19 protein-coding genes are annotated in these 18488 nt (G+C 58.0%); 16 read left to right on the forward strand and 3 right to left on the reverse strand.

Features of this window, described 5'->3' with window-relative positions:
• Nucleotides 1-9: 9 nt before the first annotated feature.
• Both pheT and zapA read left to right on the forward strand, forming a co-directional pair.
• Nucleotides 10-2457, forward strand: a complete 2448-nt coding sequence (gene pheT, locus ACFO1S_RS16095; RefSeq protein WP_204603578.1) for a phenylalanine--tRNA ligase subunit beta — start codon at nucleotides 10-12, stop codon at nucleotides 2455-2457.
• A gap of 209 nt (nucleotides 2458-2666) precedes the next feature.
• On the forward strand, nucleotides 2667-5453 hold the full coding sequence (gene zapA, locus ACFO1S_RS16100; protein WP_378127135.1) for a cell division protein ZapA: 2787 nt from the start codon (nucleotides 2667-2669) through the stop codon (nucleotides 5451-5453).
• Nucleotides 5454-5531: 78 nt separating this feature from the next.
• Here the strand turns inward: zapA and ACFO1S_RS16105 are convergent, their stop codons facing one another.
• Entirely contained in the window at nucleotides 5532-5909 is a 378-nt protein-coding gene (locus ACFO1S_RS16105; RefSeq protein ID WP_204603576.1) for a cupredoxin domain-containing protein, read from the reverse strand.
• A gap of 219 nt (nucleotides 5910-6128) precedes the next feature.
• Nucleotides 6129-6485 carry a phage holin family protein gene (locus ACFO1S_RS16110; RefSeq protein ID WP_204603575.1) on the reverse strand — a complete coding sequence of 119 codons (357 nt, stop codon included), beginning with the start codon at nucleotides 6483-6485 and terminating at the stop codon, nucleotides 6129-6131.
• Between the two features lie 113 nt (nucleotides 6486-6598).
• Between ACFO1S_RS16110 and ACFO1S_RS16115 the strand changes: the two genes are divergently transcribed.
• From ACFO1S_RS16115 to ACFO1S_RS16155, 9 genes are all read left to right on the forward strand, one after another.
• Nucleotides 6599-8959 (forward strand): endonuclease MutS2, encoded by a 2361-nt coding sequence (locus tag ACFO1S_RS16115; protein WP_204603634.1) that lies wholly within the window; start codon nucleotides 6599-6601, stop codon nucleotides 8957-8959.
• Nucleotides 8960-8977: 18 nt separating this feature from the next.
• Nucleotides 8978-9397 carry a DUF350 domain-containing protein gene (locus tag ACFO1S_RS16120; RefSeq protein WP_204603574.1) on the forward strand — a complete coding sequence of 140 codons (420 nt, stop codon included), beginning with the start codon at nucleotides 8978-8980 and terminating at the stop codon, nucleotides 9395-9397.
• A 106-nt stretch (nucleotides 9398-9503) separates the two neighbouring features.
• Nucleotides 9504-10052, forward strand: a complete 549-nt coding sequence (locus tag ACFO1S_RS16125; RefSeq protein WP_204603573.1) for a hypothetical protein — start codon at nucleotides 9504-9506, stop codon at nucleotides 10050-10052.
• Nucleotides 10049-10966 (forward strand): cysteine synthase A, encoded by a 918-nt coding sequence (gene cysK / locus ACFO1S_RS16130; RefSeq protein WP_204603572.1) that lies wholly within the window; start codon nucleotides 10049-10051, stop codon nucleotides 10964-10966. The genes ACFO1S_RS16125 and cysK overlap by 4 nt, the downstream gene beginning before the upstream one ends.
• Nucleotides 10967-11142: 176 nt before the next feature.
• Nucleotides 11143-11364, forward strand: coding sequence for a hypothetical protein (locus ACFO1S_RS16135; protein ID WP_204603571.1), 222 nt, complete (start codon nucleotides 11143-11145; stop codon nucleotides 11362-11364).
• A 17-nt stretch (nucleotides 11365-11381) separates the two neighbouring features.
• The gene (locus ACFO1S_RS16140; RefSeq protein ID WP_204603570.1) at nucleotides 11382-11747 is read left to right on the forward strand and encodes a spore coat protein; all 366 of its coding nucleotides are present in this window, start codon (nucleotides 11382-11384) and stop codon (nucleotides 11745-11747) included.
• A gap of 146 nt (nucleotides 11748-11893) precedes the next feature.
• Entirely contained in the window at nucleotides 11894-12385 is a 492-nt protein-coding gene (locus ACFO1S_RS16145) for an Lrp/AsnC family transcriptional regulator (RefSeq protein WP_204603633.1), read from the forward strand.
• A gap of 31 nt (nucleotides 12386-12416) precedes the next feature.
• Nucleotides 12417-13643, forward strand: coding sequence for an aminotransferase class I/II-fold pyridoxal phosphate-dependent enzyme (locus ACFO1S_RS16150; protein ID WP_204603569.1), 1227 nt, complete (start codon nucleotides 12417-12419; stop codon nucleotides 13641-13643).
• Nucleotides 13644-13751: 108 nt separating this feature from the next.
• Nucleotides 13752-13994, forward strand: coding sequence for a Spo0E family sporulation regulatory protein-aspartic acid phosphatase (locus ACFO1S_RS16155; protein WP_204603568.1), 243 nt, complete (start codon nucleotides 13752-13754; stop codon nucleotides 13992-13994).
• 112 nt (nucleotides 13995-14106) lie between these two features.
• Here ACFO1S_RS16155 and ACFO1S_RS16160 read toward each other — a convergent pair whose 3' ends face one another.
• Nucleotides 14107-14604: an AAA family ATPase gene (locus ACFO1S_RS16160; protein ID WP_204603567.1), complete on the reverse strand. Its 498-nt coding sequence runs from the start codon at nucleotides 14602-14604 to the stop codon at nucleotides 14107-14109.
• Between the two features lie 168 nt (nucleotides 14605-14772).
• On the opposite strand from ACFO1S_RS16160, the gene ACFO1S_RS16165 reads away from it, so the two are divergent.
• From ACFO1S_RS16165 to ACFO1S_RS16185, 5 genes are read left to right on the forward strand one after another with little or no spacing between them, the layout of a single operon-like run.
• Complete coding sequence (locus ACFO1S_RS16165; protein WP_204603566.1) at nucleotides 14773-15372, forward strand: bifunctional adenosylcobinamide kinase/adenosylcobinamide-phosphate guanylyltransferase; 600 nt, start codon at nucleotides 14773-14775, stop codon at nucleotides 15370-15372.
• On the forward strand, nucleotides 15344-15922 hold the full coding sequence (locus ACFO1S_RS16170) for a cob(I)yrinic acid a,c-diamide adenosyltransferase (protein ID WP_204603565.1): 579 nt from the start codon (nucleotides 15344-15346) through the stop codon (nucleotides 15920-15922). The genes ACFO1S_RS16165 and ACFO1S_RS16170 overlap by 29 nt, the downstream gene beginning before the upstream one ends.
• Before the next feature lie 5 nt (nucleotides 15923-15927).
• Entirely contained in the window at nucleotides 15928-16893 is a 966-nt protein-coding gene (locus ACFO1S_RS16175) for an RluA family pseudouridine synthase (protein ID WP_204603564.1), read from the forward strand.
• 18 nt (nucleotides 16894-16911) lie between these two features.
• A complete protein-coding gene (locus tag ACFO1S_RS16180) occupies nucleotides 16912-17286 on the forward strand; it encodes an arsenate reductase family protein (protein WP_204603563.1) in 375 nt (124 codons plus the stop codon).
• Nucleotides 17283-18476: an aminotransferase class I/II-fold pyridoxal phosphate-dependent enzyme gene (locus ACFO1S_RS16185; protein ID WP_204603562.1), complete on the forward strand. Its 1194-nt coding sequence runs from the start codon at nucleotides 17283-17285 to the stop codon at nucleotides 18474-18476. The genes ACFO1S_RS16180 and ACFO1S_RS16185 overlap by 4 nt, the downstream gene beginning before the upstream one ends.
• Nucleotides 18477-18488: the final 12 nt, after the last annotated feature.

Consider the following 18488-nt stretch of genomic DNA (forward strand, 5'->3'; position numbering starts at 1 on the left):
GAGTTTCCCATGAACGTATCTTATCGGTGGTTATCCGAATATATCGACCTGGACGGCATTGCCGCGAAGGAATTGGCTGAAATGATGACGCGGGGCGGAATCGAGATTGATTCCGTTCCTTCCCGCAACGAGGGTGTCAGCGGAGTGGTCGTCGGTTATGTAAAAAAGAGAGAAAAGCATCCCGATGCGGATAAGCTGAGCGTGTGCACGGTCGACGCGGGCACGGGAGAGGATCTGCAAATCGTCTGCGGTGCGGCGAACATCGGGGCGGACATGAAGGTTCCGGTCGCGGTCGTCGGAGCCAAGCTTCCCGGCGGCTTGAACATTAAGCGCGCCAAGCTTCGGGGCGTGGAATCGCAAGGCATGATTTGCTCCGCGCGCGAATTGGGGATCAACGACAAGCTGCTCCCCAAAGAGCAGCAGGAAGGCATTCTTATTCTGCCTGAAGACACCGCTGTCGGCCGAGATATTCTGGATGTGCTCGCATTGGACGATTCCATACTGGAGCTGGATTTGACGCCGAATCGTTCGGACTGCCTCAGCATGCTGGGCGTCGCCTACGAAGTATCGGCCTTGACCGGTCGTCCGCTGCGCCTGCCCGACCCGTCGCAGGATATTTACGCAGCGGCGGAGAAGACGTCGGATTATGTCCGCGTGTCGATCAGCGCTCCCGAGCAGTGCTCTCATTATACGGCGCGTTACATTAGAGGCGTAAAAGTCGGCCCAGCGCCGCTGTGGATTCAGAATCGCCTGATCGCCGCCGGCGTGCGGCCGATCAATAATGTCGTGGATATCACGAACTATGTCATGCTCGAATACGGCCAGCCGCTGCACGCCTTCGACGCGGCCCGGGTTGCGGGCGGGCGGATCGACGTTCGTCTTGCCCGGCCGGGCGAGACGCTTGTGACGCTGGACGATCAGGAACGCAAGCTTGAGCCTCAAATGCTGGTCATTGCCGATGCGGACAAAGCGATCGGCCTGGCGGGAGTCATGGGCGGAGCGAATTCCGAAGTATCTACCGAGACGACGGATATCCTTCTCGAATCTGCCCGCTTTGACGGAAGCACGATCCGGCGCACCTCGCGGCAGCTGGGCTTGCGCTCCGAAGCTTCTGCCCGCTTCGAGAAAGAGGTTGATCCGGCCAGAGTCCGCGAGGCGCTTGACCGCGCCGCGGGCTTGCTCGCCCGTTACGCGGAAGGGATTGTGACGGAAGGGATTGCGGAGGCGCAAACGGCTGTATCGGCTCCCGCTGTCATCGAGCTGTCGCTGAGCCGGGTGAACGACATGCTGGGCACGAAGCTGTCCGCCCTGGAGGTCAAAACGATTCTGTCGCGCCTGCAATTCGAGGTGCAGGTTAACGGAGATGGCGCATGGAAAGTCACCGTGCCTTCCCGCCGCAGCGATATTTCCCGCGATGTCGATCTCGTGGAGGAAATCGCCCGCTTGCACGGTTACGATGAAATTCCGACTACGCTGATTGAAGGTCCCAACACGGCGGGGTCGCTGACCAAACCGCAGGCGATCCGCAGAGAGCTCCGGTCCATCTGGACAGGCGCAGGGCTGCACGAGGCGCTCTGCTACTCGGTCACCTCCTTGCCTCGAACCCAATTGTTCGCGGAGCTTGCGGCGGGCGCAAAGCCCATTGCCCTGGCGATGCCGATGAGCGAGGAGCGCAGCGTGCTGCGTACGACGCTGATTCCGAGCCTGCTGGAGTCCGCAGCCTATAACCTTAGCCGCAAAAACGGCGATATCGCGCTGTTCGAGATCGGCAACGTATATCATACGGACGAGGATACTTTGACGCGTCTGCCGCAGGAGAAGCCGAGAGCGTCGATGCTGCTGGCAGGCAACCGCAGAAGTCCGGCATGGAACGGCAAGGCAGAGCCGGTCGATTTCTACGATGCGAAGGGGATTCTGGAGAAGCTGTTCGAGCGCCTGGGGCTGTCGGATCGCATTACGTATGAGGCCGCCCAGCCGGCCGGCTTCCATCCGGGCAGAACGGCAGCGATCGTGATTCGTACGGAGCGGGGAGCCGAGACGCTTGGCTATGTTGGGCAGGCGCATCCCGATACGCAGCGAGAGTTCGATCTGCCGGATACGTACATCGCGGAGTTCGAGCTTGAGCCGATCTACGAATACGCGGATTCGGGCATCGAATACCGCGCGCTGCCGAAGTATCCGGCCATAGAGCGCGACCTTGCGGTCGTCGTGGATCGCGGCGTTGCCGGGGGCGCGCTGACGGAGACGATAGCGGCATCCGCAGGAGAGCTGCTGGAATCGGTGAAGGTATTCGACGTGTATACGGGAGACCGCATTGGCGGCGACAAGAAAAGCGTGGCATTGGCTCTGGTATATAGGCACCGCGAACGAACGTTGACGGACGAGGAAGTCGGGGAAGCGCACTCCAGAGTTCTGACGCAGTTGGAACAATCTTACGGCGCGGAACTTAGAAAATAGGCAGGAAACCGTAACGGAGGCAGCGAATACATCTAGACGCCGGCTGGCGAAGATGGTTCGCTGCTTTTGTTAAACGATCGGAAAGGATAAGCAGCTAATGATCCTTTCGTGCAGACGTCCATCCATCGGAATGCAGAAAGAAGAGAACCTGCACCGGCTGCTTCGAGCCGGGATACTTAAAATTATGAACGCAATGGGAGGATCACGCTGTGAACAGTCAAGACAAAACGCGGGTCACCGTTGACATATATGGAACGCAATATACGATAACGGGACATACGAGCACGGAATATATGAGACGAGTCGCCGCGATGGTGAACGAGCAGATGAATAAGGTGAATGTCGGATCGCCGCGTCTGGACTTGCCGAAGCTCGCGGTGCTGGCCGCCGTAAACATCGGGGACGAAGCTCTGCGCTTGCGCAGGGAAAATGAACAGCTGCTCAAGGTCGAGCATGATCAGCAGCTCCAGATCGCCGAACTGGACGCCGCCAAAAGCGCGGTTGCCGCGGAGCTGGATGCCTTGCAGGTCCAAAGCGCCGCAGAGCTGGATACCGTCAAAGCGCAAAGCGCCGCCGAGCTGGAATCGGTGAAGGCTGTGGGCGAGGCGGAGCTGGAGGCTTTGAAGGAGCTGTACGAGTCGGAGCTGGCTAAGGCGGAACAGGCGCTTAGTTCGGCCAGGGAGGCCTCTTCCGCAGAACGGGCCAAAGCCGAGCGGGAGCTTGCCCAAGCCAGATCCCGCGCGGCGCAAGAGCTTGAAAGTCTGAAAGCGAGATTGAACGGGGCGCTGGAGCAGCAGAAGACGCTGGCCGCGAAGGTGCTGGAGGAGGCGAAGGCGCAGGCGTCGCAGCAGCTTGCCGAGGCAGAGGAGAAAGCCGCAACGGCGCTGCGGAACGAGCGGGAGAATGCGGCTGCGGAGAGCGGCCGATTGAAGGCTGAAGCCGCTTCGGAGCTGGAGGACGCGAAGCTGGAGGCGGAGCTTGAGCTCGAGCTGGCGAGAGAGGAAGCTGCGAAGGCGCTGGCCTCTGCGCAGGAGGCGGCTGCGCAGGAGCGGCAGAGACTGAGCGGGGCGCTGGAGCAGCAGAAGACGCTGGCCGCACAGGTGCTGGAGGAGACGAAGGCACAGGCGTCGCAGCAGCTTGCCGAGGCGGAGGAGAAAGCCGAAGCGGCGCTGCGGATCGCGAGGGAGAATGCGGCTGCGGAGCTGAGCGCCAGCAAGGAGCAGGCCGATAAGCAGCTTCTTGAAGAACGAGAGAGAGCGGAAGCGGAGAGCGGCCGATTGAAGGCTGAAGCCGCTTCGGAGCTGGAGGACGCGAAGCTGGAAGCGGAGCTTGAGCTTGAGCTGGCGAGAGAGGAAGCTGCGAAGGCGCTGGCCTCTGCGCAGGAGGCGGCTGCGCAAGAGTTGCAGAGACTGAACGGGGTCTTGGAGCAGCAGAAGATGCTTGCCGCGCAGGTGCTGGAGGAGACGAAAGCCCAGGCGGCGCAGCAGCTTGCCGAGGCGGAGGAGAAAGCGGAAGCGGCGCTGCGGATTGAGCGGGAGAAAGCGGAAGCGGAAAGCGGCCGATTGAAGGCTGAAGCCGCCGCGGAGCTGGAGAACGCGAAGCTGGAATCGGAGCTTGAGCTCGAGCTGGCGAGAGAGGAAGCTGCAAAGGTGCTGGCCTCTGTGCAGGAGGCGGCTGCGCAGGAGCGGCAGAGATTGAACGGGGCGCTCGAACAGCAGAAGACGCTGGCCGCGAAGGTGCTGGAGGAGACGAAGGCGCAGGCGGCGCAGCAGCTTGCCGAGGCGGAGGAGAAAGCCGGAGCGGCGCTGCGGATCGAGAGGGAGAGAGCGGAAGCGGAGAGCGGCCGATTGAAGGCTGAAGCTGCCGCGGAGCTGGAGAATGCGAAGCTGGAGGCTGAGCTTGAGCTTGAGCTGGCGAGAGAAGAAGCTGCAAAGGCGCTGGCTTCTGCGCAGGAGGCTGCTGAGCAGGAGCGGCAGAGACTAAAAAGCGAAGCCGATCATGAGCTGCAGAAGGCCCATGCCCAAGCGGCCCAGGAGCTGGAGGAGCGGGCTGAGAAGGAAGCGGGGCTTGTCGAAAAGTACGAATCCGAGCTGGGCGCACTTCGATTGATGCATTCGGCCGAGCTGGAGGTGCTGTCCGCGAATCAGGCCGCAGAGCGGGAGGAATGGGACAGACAGCACGCCGGGGAGCTGGCCAAGCTGGAGGAGACGCAGTTGTCCGAGCTTGCTTCAGCCCATGATAAAGCGGATGCGGAGATCAAGGCGGTCGAGGCGATGTACTCCGAGGAGCTGGAGACGGTAAGAGCGGAGCTCGCTGCAGTGCGTTCCGGGCTTGAAGCGTCGCGCGCTGATCTAGGGCAATTGGCGGCGGAACGAGAGCAATGGCAGGCGAAGGAAGTCGAATGGCAGCGGCGGCAGGGCCAATCCGAAAGCGATATCGAGCATTGGGCAAGAGAGGCCGAGGAGCATCGGCAAGCCGTGCTCGATCTGCGGAGATGTCTGGAAGAAGCGGAAGCCCAGCTGCTCGAACGTCTGGAGACTTGGGAAGCGGAGCAGGAACGGATGGAGCAGGACAGCGAGGAGCTGCGCCGCCAGCTTCGCGATCGGGACGAACGGGAGCAACAGCAGGCCGAGGCGATCCGGGAGGCGCAGACGCGCTTGAGCGCAGCGGAAAGGGAGCGGCGCGTCGGTCTGGAGAGGGCGGAGTCGTCCGAAGTCCGCTTGACCGAGCTGAGCGAAGCGCATACCTCCTTGAAGGCGGCGGTCGAACATGCCGAGGAAGAGGTCAAGAAGGCAAGAGCGGAAGCGGCGGCGGCGCCATTCCGGGAGGCGGAGCTCGTTGCCGAGCTCGATGGGCTTCGGGCGCAAGCCGAGCGGGGTGAACGTGCTCAGGAGGAGCTGAGCGCTCTAAGCCTGGAGCTTGAGAAGCTGAAGGTGGAATACGAGAAGCTGAAAAACGAGTATAACGAATGGATCGATATGCTCGAACAGGAGTAGGCATATATCCGGCATGCGCAAGAATAAAAAAGGCGATTCAACCCGCGGAGGGGTGAATCGCCTTGAATTTTAATGACATTAGCTTACGACAAGCTTCGCGACCATCTGAGCATGTCCGGTGCCGCACATGATATTGCACTTGATCTCGTAGGTTCCGGCCGGAAGATTAATAACCTCCGACTTGCCGCCTCTGATTTTGATATCCTGTCCGACGACTTCAATGCCATGGGCGCCGCTCAGATTTTCCACGGTCAGCTTCACGGGAGTGTCCTTAGGCAGCGCATATTCGGTCTGATCGAATTCCCAGCTGCTCGCTTTAACGACAACCTCTGTGGAAGCCGCTTCTCCTGCGACCGGGGTGCTGTCTCCCGCATTTTTATTCTTGTCGCCGCCGCATGCCGTAAGCGCCAGAGCCAGTACGGCCAGGGTGAATAAGTAAGCCAATTTTCTTTGCATAATAAGCCTCCGTGCGTTCAATATGGCAGACGGGCTGTCTCTTTAAATCCCTTTTCTTGCCTGTCCCTATTGTAACATATCGGTAAGGAAGCGAAATGCCCCAACCATGGCAGAGTGATGACATTAGGTTCGAAATGACAATATCGGCTGAAGGACATAAAAAAGAGGAAGGCCCCTTCCCTCAAGATCGGGAGCCTTCCTCTTCGTTCTTGCACCCGCTTACCGTCTGCTGTGAGCCGCTTCGTAAGGGGAACTGATCGGGATGAACAGATCGATGATCCCGATCACCAGCGCAGCCAGCAGCGCGCCGATGACGGATACATGCACATGCCCGACGACAAATTGGGCCAGCCAGATCACAAGGGCGCTGCACAAAAATCCGACAATGCCCCTGCCGAAAGGCGTCACTTTTTTACCGAAGACGCCCTCGATAATCCAGCCGAGAACGGCAATGACGACGGCAAGCATCAACGCGCTCCAGAATCCGCCTACGGAAAACTGGGGAACGAGCCATCCGACCACCATCAGGACAATGGCGGAGACGATAAAGCGAACGATTGTGCCTAGAATGTTCATTTGTTTTCGACCTCCTTGGCTGTAGTGTGTCCTGACTTTAGATTCCTATGAGCGGAAGGTTTCGCAAGATTGAACGATTCGGCTATAATATAAGCGAAGGAGTGAAGATTGCCGTGAACGACAAGGCTTTACATACATTGGAATACGACAAGATCGTCCGTCGCCTGACAGGGCTCGCTTCCACCAGCCTGGGGAAGGATGAGACGGCAAAGCTGGCTCCAAGCCGCGAATTGGAGATTGTTAAGCGGCGGCTCGCGGAAACGGATGAGGCCGCCCAAATATTTAGCTTGAAGGGCTCTCCTCCATTCGGAGGAATTACGGATATTCGTTCTTCCCTGCAGAGAGCGAAGCTTCAAGGCGTTCTGCAGCCTCCCGAATTGATGGAGACGGCGCAGTTCATTATGGGCTCGCGCAGATTGAGCCGCTTCATTGCGGTATCTGCCGAAGAGCTGGAGCTGCCGCTTCTGGAGGATTTGTGCGAGCCGCTGACCGATTTCAAGGCGCTGGAGGACGAAATTCGCAAATGCGTCGACGAGCAGGGCGAGGTGCTGGATTCGGCAAGTCCCGAGCTGGCTTCGGTGCGCCGCGATATTCGCATCAATGAAGGCCGGGCCAGAGAAAAGCTGGAAAGCCTGATTCGATCAAGCTCGGTGCAGAAGATGCTTCAGGAGTCTCTGATCACTATGCGTAACGACCGTTATGTCATTCCGGTAAAGCAGGAGTATCGCTCTCACTTCGGAGGCATTGTGCACGATCAATCGGGGAGCGGCGCTACGTTGTTTATCGAGCCGGAAGCGGCGGTTCAGATGAACAATAAGCTCAGAGAGCTTAAGATCAAAGAACAGAACGAGATTGAGCGCATTTTGCGCCAGCTGTCCGCTTCCGTCGGAGAACGCGCGGAATTGCTGGCCGGAGATGCGGAAATTCTCGGCAGGATCGATTTTATTTTCGCTAAGGCTTCTCTCGCGCATGCATTGTCGGCAACATTGCCTATCATGAACGATGAGGGGAAGCTGCTGCTGCATAAAGCAAGGCACCCGCTGCTGGAGATGAAAGCGGCTGTGCCGATCGATCTCGAGCTTGGAGAGAGCTATACGTCGATTATCGTCACGGGACCGAACACCGGTGGTAAAACCGTCTCGCTGAAAACGATAGGGCTTCTTAGCCTGATGGCGATGTCCGGCCTGTTCATTCCGGCGGAGGAAGGTAGCCGCCTGTGCGTATTCGACGGCATCTATGCGGACATCGGGGACGAGCAAAGCATCGAGCAGAGCTTAAGCACCTTCTCCAGTCATATGACGAATTTGATATCGATGCTAAGCCAGGTGACGAGCAACAGTCTGGTTCTGCTCGACGAGCTTGGCGCGGGCACCGATCCGGCGGAGGGCTCGGCTCTGGCAATCGCCATTCTGGAGCATCTGCAGAAGCTGGGCTGCCGATTGATTGCGACCACTCATTATAGTGAGCTGAAGGCCTATGCTTACAATCGGGAAGGCATCATCAACGCGAGCATGGAGTTCGACATCGCGACCCTGAGACCGACTTACCGGCTGCTCGTCGGAGTTCCCGGAAGAAGCAACGCTTTCGCGATCGCCGAGCGGCTGGGCTTGCCCAGAAGCATTATCGACCACGCGCGCGGGGAGGTCAGCGAGGACGAGCTGAAGGTGGATTCGATGATCGCTTCGCTGGAGCAGGATCGGCTGCAAGCCCAGGCCGAACGGCGGACGGCCGAAAGCGTGCGGCGGGAAGCCGAGAAGCTGCAGAAGGAAATTCAGGAGGAGCGCTTCAAGCTCCAGGAGCAGAAGGCGAAGGTGCTGGAGGTTGCGCGGGAGGAAGCCCGCCAGCAGGTTGCGAAGGCGCGAAGGGAAGCCGAGGAGATCATTGCGGATCTTCGGCGGTTGGCTATGGAAGAGGGCGCTTCCGTGAAGGAGCACAAGCTGATTGAAGCCAAGCGGCGGCTGGAAGAAGCCGTCCCAGACCCGGTCGCAAGACCGATCAGGAACGCGGCAGGCGGAAAGCCCGTCAAAATCGAAGCGGGCGACGAGGTGAAGGTGCACAGCCTGGGCGGCCAGAAGGGACATGTCGTCGAGCTGTCCGGCGCAGAAGCCGTCGTGCAGCTCGGCATCCTGAAGATGAAGGTGTCGCTGTCCGATCTGGAGCCGACGCGTAAAGCGGCGGCAACCAAGCCGCAAGCGCAGGCGACGATCGTCAAGCGTTCCCGGGACGAGAATATTCGCTCGGAGCTGGATTTAAGGGGAATGGCGCTCGACGAAGCCATTATGGAAGTGGATCGCTTCCTGGACGAAGCCTTCCTGGCCAATCTGGGTCAGGTCTACATTATTCACGGAAAAGGCACCGGCGCTTTGCGCAACGGGGTTCAGGATTTTCTGCGGCGCCATAAACATGTAAAGAACTATCGGTTGGGCCAATTTGGAGAAGGCGGCGCGGGAGTTTCCGTGGCCGAGCTTCATTAGAAGGGGAGGTCGTAAGCGATGCAGGACGTTGTGGATTCCATCATGTCGCATTCTTTTCCTGCGGTTATCGCCTATTTCTCTGTAGGAATCTTGGCGCTTATCGTTTTTCTTTCGTGTTTTGAGTGGGTTACGAAATATGACGGCTGGAAGGAGATCGGCAAAGGAAACCTATCGGCGGCGATGGCCACTGGCGGCAAGATTTTTGGCATTTGCAATATTTTCCGCTTCTCCATCGAAGCCAACGATACGATCTACCAAAGCATTTTGTGGTCTGCTGTCGGTTTTGTGCTGCTGCTGGTCGCTTACTTTTTGTTCGAGTTTTTCACGCCGGTGTTCCGGGTAGATGAGGAAATCGGCAAAGACAATCGCGCCGTAGGCCTGTTGTCGATGGTGTTATCCGTTTCTTTATCCTATATTATTGGCGCCGCCGTCATTTAATCGGAGGAATGCATCATGAAGTATCTGTGGGGCACGCTGCTGGCCCTTGCGCTCGTATTTATCGCGATCGGCGTATTGTATATGATGAGGGAGGCTTGATCGGAAGATGTCTGTCGTGATTTGTCCATGGTGTCAAAGCGAGATTTCTCAGGAAGAAGGGCAGGAGCCCGATAAAATATGTCCCGTATGCGATAACGAGCTTGACGGCTATCGCACGTTAAAGCTGAGTCTCGGCGAGGAGGAAGAGGAGGACGCCTACGAGGAAGAGGAGGCTCCGACCGTATCCATCGACGACGATGAAGATTTGAGCTGGATGGAGGAAGAGGCTCTGGAATCCAGCGAGGAGCTGGAGCAATTCGAGGAGACGCTGGAAGAGCTGCTTAACGAGCAGGAAGTCGTGCCGGAGTGTCCGTCGTGCCGGGAGTACATGGTCGAAGCCGGGGAGCGGCTGATTTCCGCCGAAGAATTCAAGCCCCGCGTGCCTGAGTCGCTGGGCGTTCCGTTGGTCGAAGCGCCGTTTAAGCTGACTATGTATGTGTGTCCTTCGTGCTTTACCGTTCAGTCTGCTCTGGGCGATACCCACCGGCAACGGATGGTTCGGAGTCTAAGCGAGCCTGGGGCGCAGCAGGGCGGCAGGAGGAACGGCAACGCATGAGCCGGATGGTGCATTCGGTCATGGAATTGATCGGGAATACGCCTGCGGTGCGGCTGCAGCGGCTGGCGGGACCGGAGGCTGCCGAGGTATGGGTGAAGCTGGAGAAAATGAATCCGAGCGGCAGCGTGAAGGATCGTGCGGCGTACGGCCTGCTGACGGATGCCGAGGCGCGCGGCTTGATTCGACCCGGCAGCCTGATCGTGGAGCCGACGAGCGGCAACACCGGCATCGGTCTGGCGATGTGCGCCGCGGCTAGAGGCTACCGGCTTACACTCGTCATGCCGGACAACATGTCGGCCGAGCGGATCGCGTTGCTTCGCGCTTATGGAGCGGAGGTCGAGCTTACCCCGGCGGCGGAACGCATGCCGGGAGCGATCGCCCGGGCCCGGCAATTGCTGGAGGCGAATCCCGGCAGTTATATGCCGAATCAGTTCGAGAATGCAGCCAATCCCGATATTCATCGCACGACGACGGCGCTTGAAATTATCGACCAAATGGAAGGCCGTCTGGATGCGTTCATCGCGACGGCGGGAACCGGCGGGACGATTACGGGGACGGGAGAGACGCTGAAGTCGAGTCTGGCCGGCCTGCATGTGGCGGTTGTGGAGCCGGCAGGCTCGCCCGTGCTTTCAGGGGGGCAGCCCGGACCCCATAAGCTGGTGGGGACAAGCCCGGGCTTCGTGCCGCCAATATTGAATACCGGCGTGTATGACGAAATTATTCGGGTGGAGGACGAGGATGCGCTGGGCACGGCGAGAAGTCTTGCCCGATCGGAAGGCTTGCTTGTCGGCCCGTCCTCCGGAGCGGCGGTCTGGGCGGCTCTGCAGCTTGCCCGGCGTCTCGGCCGTGGCCGACGCGTGCTGTGCATCGCGCCCGACACTGGAGAACGATATTTGAGCATGGGAATCTTTTGATTCAGGCATCCGTCTGTCCAGACGGGTGCTTTCGTATTATCAGGTCAGCCAGAATTTCTGGTTGGCCTTTTTCTATGGCCGTTTTTTTTGCGATTTTCGCAAGCGTATATCTGCCGACCATTCAAGGGAAACTATCCACCGATGTCCAATTGATCGCGTGGAGGGATGAGTTTCCAATGCAAGCCATGACTGCGAAGGAACTGGAGTACATCGCGGATTCGATGTCCAACGAGGATTTGTTGATCAAGCAGTGCGCCGTCGCCGCCGCCACCATCACGAACGCACAGCTGCAGCAAGCCTGTTCTCACATGGTAAGCGTGCATACGCAGCATTACAGCATGCTGATGAACACGCTGCAGCAGCATCAATCGATCGCGCCGAACCAGCCCCAAGCCTAACAAAGGAGGTAACCCGGATGTTCAACAATACGATTTTGCCGGAAGCGGATATGGCCTACACGATCCTCTCGGATTTGAAGAGGGTGACCCGGGAATATGCGACGGCGGCTACCGAGTCCGTATGTCCCGATATTCGCCAGATGTTCACGCAATTGCTGGACGATACGCTCAAGCTGCAAGGCGAGCTCTATATGGCCATGCAGCAAAACAACATGTACAATGCGTCCTCTCCGGCAATGAAGCAGGAACTGGACAAGCAGCTTAAACAATACCAGCAGACTCAGCAGCAGACGGCCCAATTCGTGCAGCAGTCGCAATCGGGGCAAGCCCAAGCGGCCATGAACGGACCTGGCGGCGGCACGCAAATGCCCGCCTATCAGTAACCCCGGATGTCACTATACTTTCCGTGAGAAATCCCCGGATCGGCATTCTGGTGCCGCTCCGGGGATTTTTAGGAGGACGGTTGGAATTGGCTTTTCACGCAGCCTGTTTTTGATGTATGATGAAGAGTAATTCAGGAGGGATCATGATGAACGAATTGAAGCTTAGCATCTTGGACCTGCTCAAGGAAGACGCCCGGCTGTCCCCCGCCACGATCGCTACAATGCTCGGGGTCGCAGAAGAGGACGTTTCCTCCGCAATCGCGGAGATGGAGCAGGATCACGTCATTGTTAAATACGCGACGATCGTGAATTGGAGCAAGGTTGACGATGAGAAAGTCACGGCGCTTATCGAGGTGGAGTGCACCCCGGAAAGAGGCCGCGGATTCGAGAGCATCGCGGAGCGCATTTATTTGTACCCGGAAGTGAAATCGGTTTATCTGATGTCGGGAGCGTTCGATCTGCTTGTCGAGATTGAGGGCAAGAACTTGAAGGAAGTCGCGTCCTTCGTCTCCAACAAGCTTTCCACGATCGAATCCGTCATTTCCACGAAGACGTTTTTCATTCTTAAGAAATATAAACAGGACGGAATTATTTTCGAGGAATTCGAGGACGATCAACGCTTGCTCGTCACGCCTTGATTCGTAGTCCAATGCAAAGGAAGAATGCCAGATGATAAAAGATGAGGAAAAGCCGAAAATCCAGGCTGATCCGTCACGGAGCGGCGGAATGCAAAATTATCTTTCCTCCCGCGCGCGCGCCATTCCGCCTTCCGGGATCCGGCGTTTCTTTGATTTGGTCAGCGCCAGCAAGGATAAGGATATCATCACGCTGGGCGTCGGGGAACCGGATTTCGTCACGCCTTGGCGGGTCAGGGATGCTGCCGTTTATTCTCTTGAGAAGGGGAAAACGCAATATTCGCCCAACGCCGGCACGATGGAGCTGCGCGAAGCGATCGGACAATACTTGGCTAACGAATTTCACTTGAATTACGATCCGGGCAAGGAAGTGATCGTAACGGTCGGGGGGAGCGAAGGCATCGATCTTGCGCTGCGCGCTCTGATCGAGCCGGGAGACGAGATTCTCGTACCCGAGCCGTGTTACATTTCCTATTCCCCGATCACTTCCCTGGGCGGCGGAGTGCCGGTCGGAATCGAGACGTTCGCCGAGGATCAGTTCAAGCTGACCCCGGAAAGCCTGCGCGCGGCCATTACCCCGCGTTCAAAGGTTCTCGTGCTCTGTTATCCGAGCAATCCGACGGGTGCGATAATGACCTATGAGGAAATGCTGCCAATCGCCAAAATCGTCGAGGAGAACGATCTGATCGTCATCTCCGACGAAATCTATGCGGAGCTGACCTTCGCCGGACGCCATGCGAGCTTCGCTTCGCTGCCCGGGATGAAGGATCGGACGATCCTCGTCAGCGGCTTCTCGAAGGCGTTCGCCATGACCGGCTGGCGAATGGGCTATGCCTGCGGTCATCCTGACCTGATCAGCGCAATGCTCAGAATTCATCAGTACACGATCATGTGCGCGCCGACGATGGGGCAGGTAGCCGCGCTGGAGGCGTTGACCAAGGGCGGACTGGAAGAGAAGGATCGGATGATGGAATCCTATAATCAAAGACGCCGCTTGGTCGTGCAGGGCTTCCGCGATATGGGGCTGGAGTGCCACGAGCCGCAGGGCGCTTTCTATGCGTTTCCATCCGTTCGCTCCACCGGCCTGACCTCGGAGCAATTCGCGGAACGCCTGCTGCTCGAAGCGAAAGTCGCCGCGGTTCCCGGTCATGTATTCGGCAAAGGCGGAGAAGGATTCCTGCGATGCTGCTATGCGACCTCCGTATCTCAGCTGACAGAAGCCATGGAGCGAATCCACTTGTTTCTAAGAACTTTGGAATAAAAATGAATATTTTACAAAAGTCATGTTCAATTTGATCTCGTTCTGCTATAATAACCATGGTTTTCGACCCGTCGAGTATTCATTATCGTCATGAGAAGGGGGAATCACATGGCTGCCGCAGAACCAAAATCTTCAACCCTGTCGTCGTTGCAAGCCGATGCACCCATTATTTCTCATTATCCGGGCCGAGCCGCGGAATTGGCCGAGGAGATCGATCGTTTGCGAGGAGCCATGACGGAAACCTTTCTCAGAGAGCACTCCTTGATCGCGGATTCGGTCGTGGAGCTGAGCCGTCAGTTGGATCGGAAGATCAACGAATATATGAAAGTCGTACGATTGAGTCGGGAGTAAGCTCGGTGATGATCTCACCGGGCTTTTTTTTATGAAGCGCCTTCCATCGCACTGCGGCACTAGGGGCAGTTCTGTGCGCGAGCCGTTCATGACGGAGCGTACGTTCGTCTGCCTATGCGGGCGGCCATTTGCTCATAACCCACTTTTCAATCTGATCCGCAACTTGAGCTACCGGCATGCTTGAAGTGTCCAGAGCCGGAATCGGAGGAATGGCCTGCCTGGCTCTGTATACCAGCTCTTTGGAGGCTGCGTTGGTATGCTCAATGCCTGCCAGCGTCCACCCCCCGCGAGCCGTCAAGCGTTGAATCCGAGCGTTGTCGCTGCAATAGAGAGCAAAATAATGGAACGGAGAGAAATAATGAGAATGATCGCAAATTTCAACATTGTACGGATGGGGAACACAGCCGAACAGTATGGTGCCGCGCCCGCCCAAGGCATTCGAATGGGCGATTCTTAGCCAGTTGTTGCAAGCGGTTTGGTAATCCTGCCTGACAACAATCTTGTCCATGTCGTATACGTCGAAATCTCTCATTCTACTGACAATCTCTTTTGCGGCTGTTGATTTACCCGAGCCGCTTAGTCCTGTCACAACAAACAATGGAAATGTCATAGCTAACCACCCTTTCCATACTGACCTTATATACTATGAAAAATAATATGCGATTGACGTAGGTAGATAAGGGAGTTCATCTCCCCTTCTTTGCTACATGCCGGCGCCGATTTATGCTTAACAAACGATATGGTATAGTAAGCATACGAATGGAAAGGGGGTAGGAGGATGCTTTGGCTCGTAACCGGAGGAATCGGGAGCGGCAAATCGGCTTTTGCGCATGAGCTAGCGCTGGTCGTAGGACGCGAAGGCATTCGGCTGTCCTGTCCTCCTTTTCCCCGATCGAATCTAACGACAGGGGAGCCTTGGGATGCTGCGGGCGAGTTTTACCGCACGCTGTCCGAGGCGGATGAGTCGCTGGCGCACAAACTGAACGCGATTAACATGGAGTCGAATATTTTCCGGGCGGAACGCCGCGTGGTCGTCGTCGATAGCTTGTCGGGCTGGCTGCGAGGGCTGCTCGGACGCATGGATACGGATAACGAGGAATGGAACAGCCTAGCGGAGGAGCGCTGGCGTGAAGGCCTGGCTGCGATCGCGGCTTTCGAGGGCAGGATGATTGTCGTCACGGAGGAACCCTCGGCCGGGCTGCGTCCGAGCTCGGAGGAACTCGCCTTTGCATACTGGCTGGCGGAGGCGAACCGTGCGCTGCTTGCAGCAAGCGGAAAGGCGTACCGTTTGACGGCCGGCGTGGCTATGGAGCTCAAAGGCTATCAGGTAAAAGGAGGAAACGGCGGACATGAAAATCTATACGAGAACCGGCGATAAAGGTCAGACATCGGTCATCGGCGCGCGAGTCGGCAAGGACGATGCTCGCGTAGAGGCTTACGGGACGCTTGACGAGCTGAACAGCTTCGTCGGGCAGGCTGCGGCTATCCTTGCCAAGCAGACGGCCGGGGAATGGGAGGACTTGCGCGAGCAGCTGATGATTATTCAGCACGAGCTCTTCGATTGCGGCTCCGACCTCAGCTATGCTGTGCCGGAGGCGGACAAAATGAAGGTGAAGCCGGAGATGACGGAGCGGCTGGAGCGCTGGATCGACGAGTATGGCGAGCGCACGCCGCCGCTTGAGAAGTTCATCTTGTCAGGCGGAAGCGAGCCTGCCGCCGCTCTTCACGTGTGCAGAACGGTTTGCAGGCGCGCGGAAAGACGAATCGTCACGTTGGCCAGGGAGCAGCCTTGTCCGGACGAGGTGCGCAAATACGTGAATCGGCTGTCCGATTATTTATTTGCCGCCGCCAGGGCGGCCAACGCCATACTTGGCTTTTCGGATGTCGAATACGAACGGAGCGCGCCGGTGTTCCGACGGAGGTCTTGAGCGGGATGAACGAACAGCAGGACAAGGCCGAATATTATTCGCCGATAGAATATATCGCGGAAGCGGCCGATGAGGGCCGCCGTTTAAGGGATGTATTGCGCAAGCGGATCGGCATCTCGCGTCGGCTGATGGTGCGTCTGAAGACTTCGGACGAAGGGCTGTCGGTGAACGGGCAGAAGGTATGGCCCAACCATATTATTTCTGCCGGGGACATCATCCGGCTGCGCATGGAAGCCGAGATTTCGGAGACGATCCCTCCTCAGCCGATGGAGCTGGACATTGTTTTCGAGGATGACCATCTGCTGGTGCTGAACAAGCCGGCCGGACTGATTGTTCATCCGACGACCGGCCATTACTTGAACACGCTTGCCAACGGAGTCATGCATTATTGGCAGGAGAAGGGGGAGCGGGTCAGATTCCGCCCTGTACATCGGCTGGACGAGCATACGTCGGGATTGGTCGTCGTCGCCAAGCACCCGCTGGCCCAGCAGCAGCTGTCCACCCAGATGATGGAAGGCACCGTAGTGAAGGAGTACCGGACATTCGTCTACGGGCGTCCTCCCGAGATGGCGGGAGAGATCGACGCGCCGATCGGCAGGCAGACGGAGGACCCGCATCGCCGTGTCGTGCGCGAGGACGGAGCGCCGTGTCTGACCTATTACCGGGTAACGGACACCTACGGAGATCAGGCGAGTGCGATTGACATCCGGCTGGGTACGGGCAGAACGCATCAGATCCGAGTCCATATGACGCATATCGGTTGCCCGATTATCGGAGACAGCTACTATTCCGAGGAAGGCTGGAACGGATCCGAGCTGGCTGGCAGGGTGTCCGATATCATCGGCCGTCAGGCGCTGCATGCCTGTAGGCTAATGTTCCGCCATCCGGTGACGGGTGAGGAAATGAAGCTGGAAGCGGCGTTGCCGGACGATATGCGAAGGCTGGAGCAGGAGCTGACCAAGAGCTTCTGAGTTGAGGAGAAGGGGTTAATGACGTTGGCTAAATCGTTAAAGATGTATCATCTGCCTACCTGCAGCACCTGCAAGGCGGCGATTAAAGCTTTAAAGCAACAGGGGCATGAATTGGATTTGCATGATATCCGCACTGCGCCGCCTTCGGCGCAGGAACTGACCGGGCTGATCAAGCTAAGCGGATTGCCGATCGGCAAATGGTTTAACGTCTCGGGCGAGGCTTATCGGGAGCTGGGACTGAAGGACAAGCTGCCGGGGATGTCCGATAGCGAGAAAATCGCTCTGCTGGCCTCGAACGGCATGCTGATCAAGCGGCCGATCGTCACAGATGGAGGAGCCGTTACCATTGGTTTCCGGGAACCGGATTTCGGATCGGCGTGGTGCCGTTCATGAAGGGCCTTGAGTTGCGGTCCAAACGGCTGGACAGGCTGGGCTCCGCGATTTTCTCCGAGGTGTCCGGCTGGAAGCGTGAGGCTCGCGGCAGCGGGCTCTCCGTCATTAATCTCGATATCGGCAGCCCGGACCGCCCGCCCGAGGAGGAGCTGCGATCGGTGCTGGCTGCCTCCAGCTTGCGCCCGGACATGTACCGTTATCCGGGAACGGAAGGCTCCGCGGCTTTTCGGGAAGCCGTAGCCAAGTGGTTCAGCCAACGCTTCGGCGGAGTAGAGCTCGATCCGCAGGGTGAGATTCTCGCGCTGATGGGTACCCAGGACGGCTTGGCTCATCTGCCGCTGGCGATTACCGATCCGGGCGACGCCGCGCTGCTGCCCGATCCGGGTTACCCGGTGTACGGCGCCGGATTGGCTGTGGCCGGCGTCGAGGCGATTCCGCTGCCCCTGCTTGCGGAGAACGACTATTTGCCTGATTTCGCTGCGATTCCCCAAGCCGTATGGGACAAGGTCAAATTCATGATCTTGAATTATCCGAGCAATCCGCTGTCTGCGGCGGCCGATCTGGCTTTTTTCGAGAGAGCCGTACATACCGCGCGCAAGCATGGGGTGCTGCTCGTTCACGACAATGCCTACAGCGAGATGGCTTTCGACGGGCTTCGTCCGCCGAGCGTCATGGAAATTCCCGGAGCCTCCGAGGTCGCAATCGAGTTCCATTCCTTGTCCAAATCCTATCATTTGGCGGGAACCCGGCTGGGCTTCGCGGTCGGGAACCGGCAGGTGCTGGGAAGTCTGAGGGACCTGAAAAACAATATCGATTTCGGCGTTTTCCTAGGCGCACAGGAAGCGGGAATAGCGGCGCTTGAGATGGATATGAACGCGCCCAAGCCGATCGCCGGCTTATACGAGCGTCGCAGGGACGCGTTCGTCGGAGCCTTGCGCGAGCAAGGCTGGAACGTGCCGACACCCAAGGCGACGATGTTTCTGTGGGCGCCGGTGCTCGAAGGATGGTCGTCGCGCGCCTTTTCCCGCGCGCTGCTGACCTCGACCGGCGTAGCGTCGATTCCGGGAAACGCATTCGGCGAACGCGGGGAGGGCTTCGTCCGGTTAGCGCTGGTCGAAGAGGAAGAGCTGCTTAAAGAAGCGGCGAGACGCATCGGCGATTTTATTCGCACGACGCTTCCGTCGAGGTAAAGGGGAAAGGAA

This window comes from Cohnella boryungensis (assembly GCF_042651945.1).
GTDB lineage: Bacteria > Bacillota > Bacilli > Paenibacillales > Paenibacillaceae > Cohnella > Cohnella boryungensis.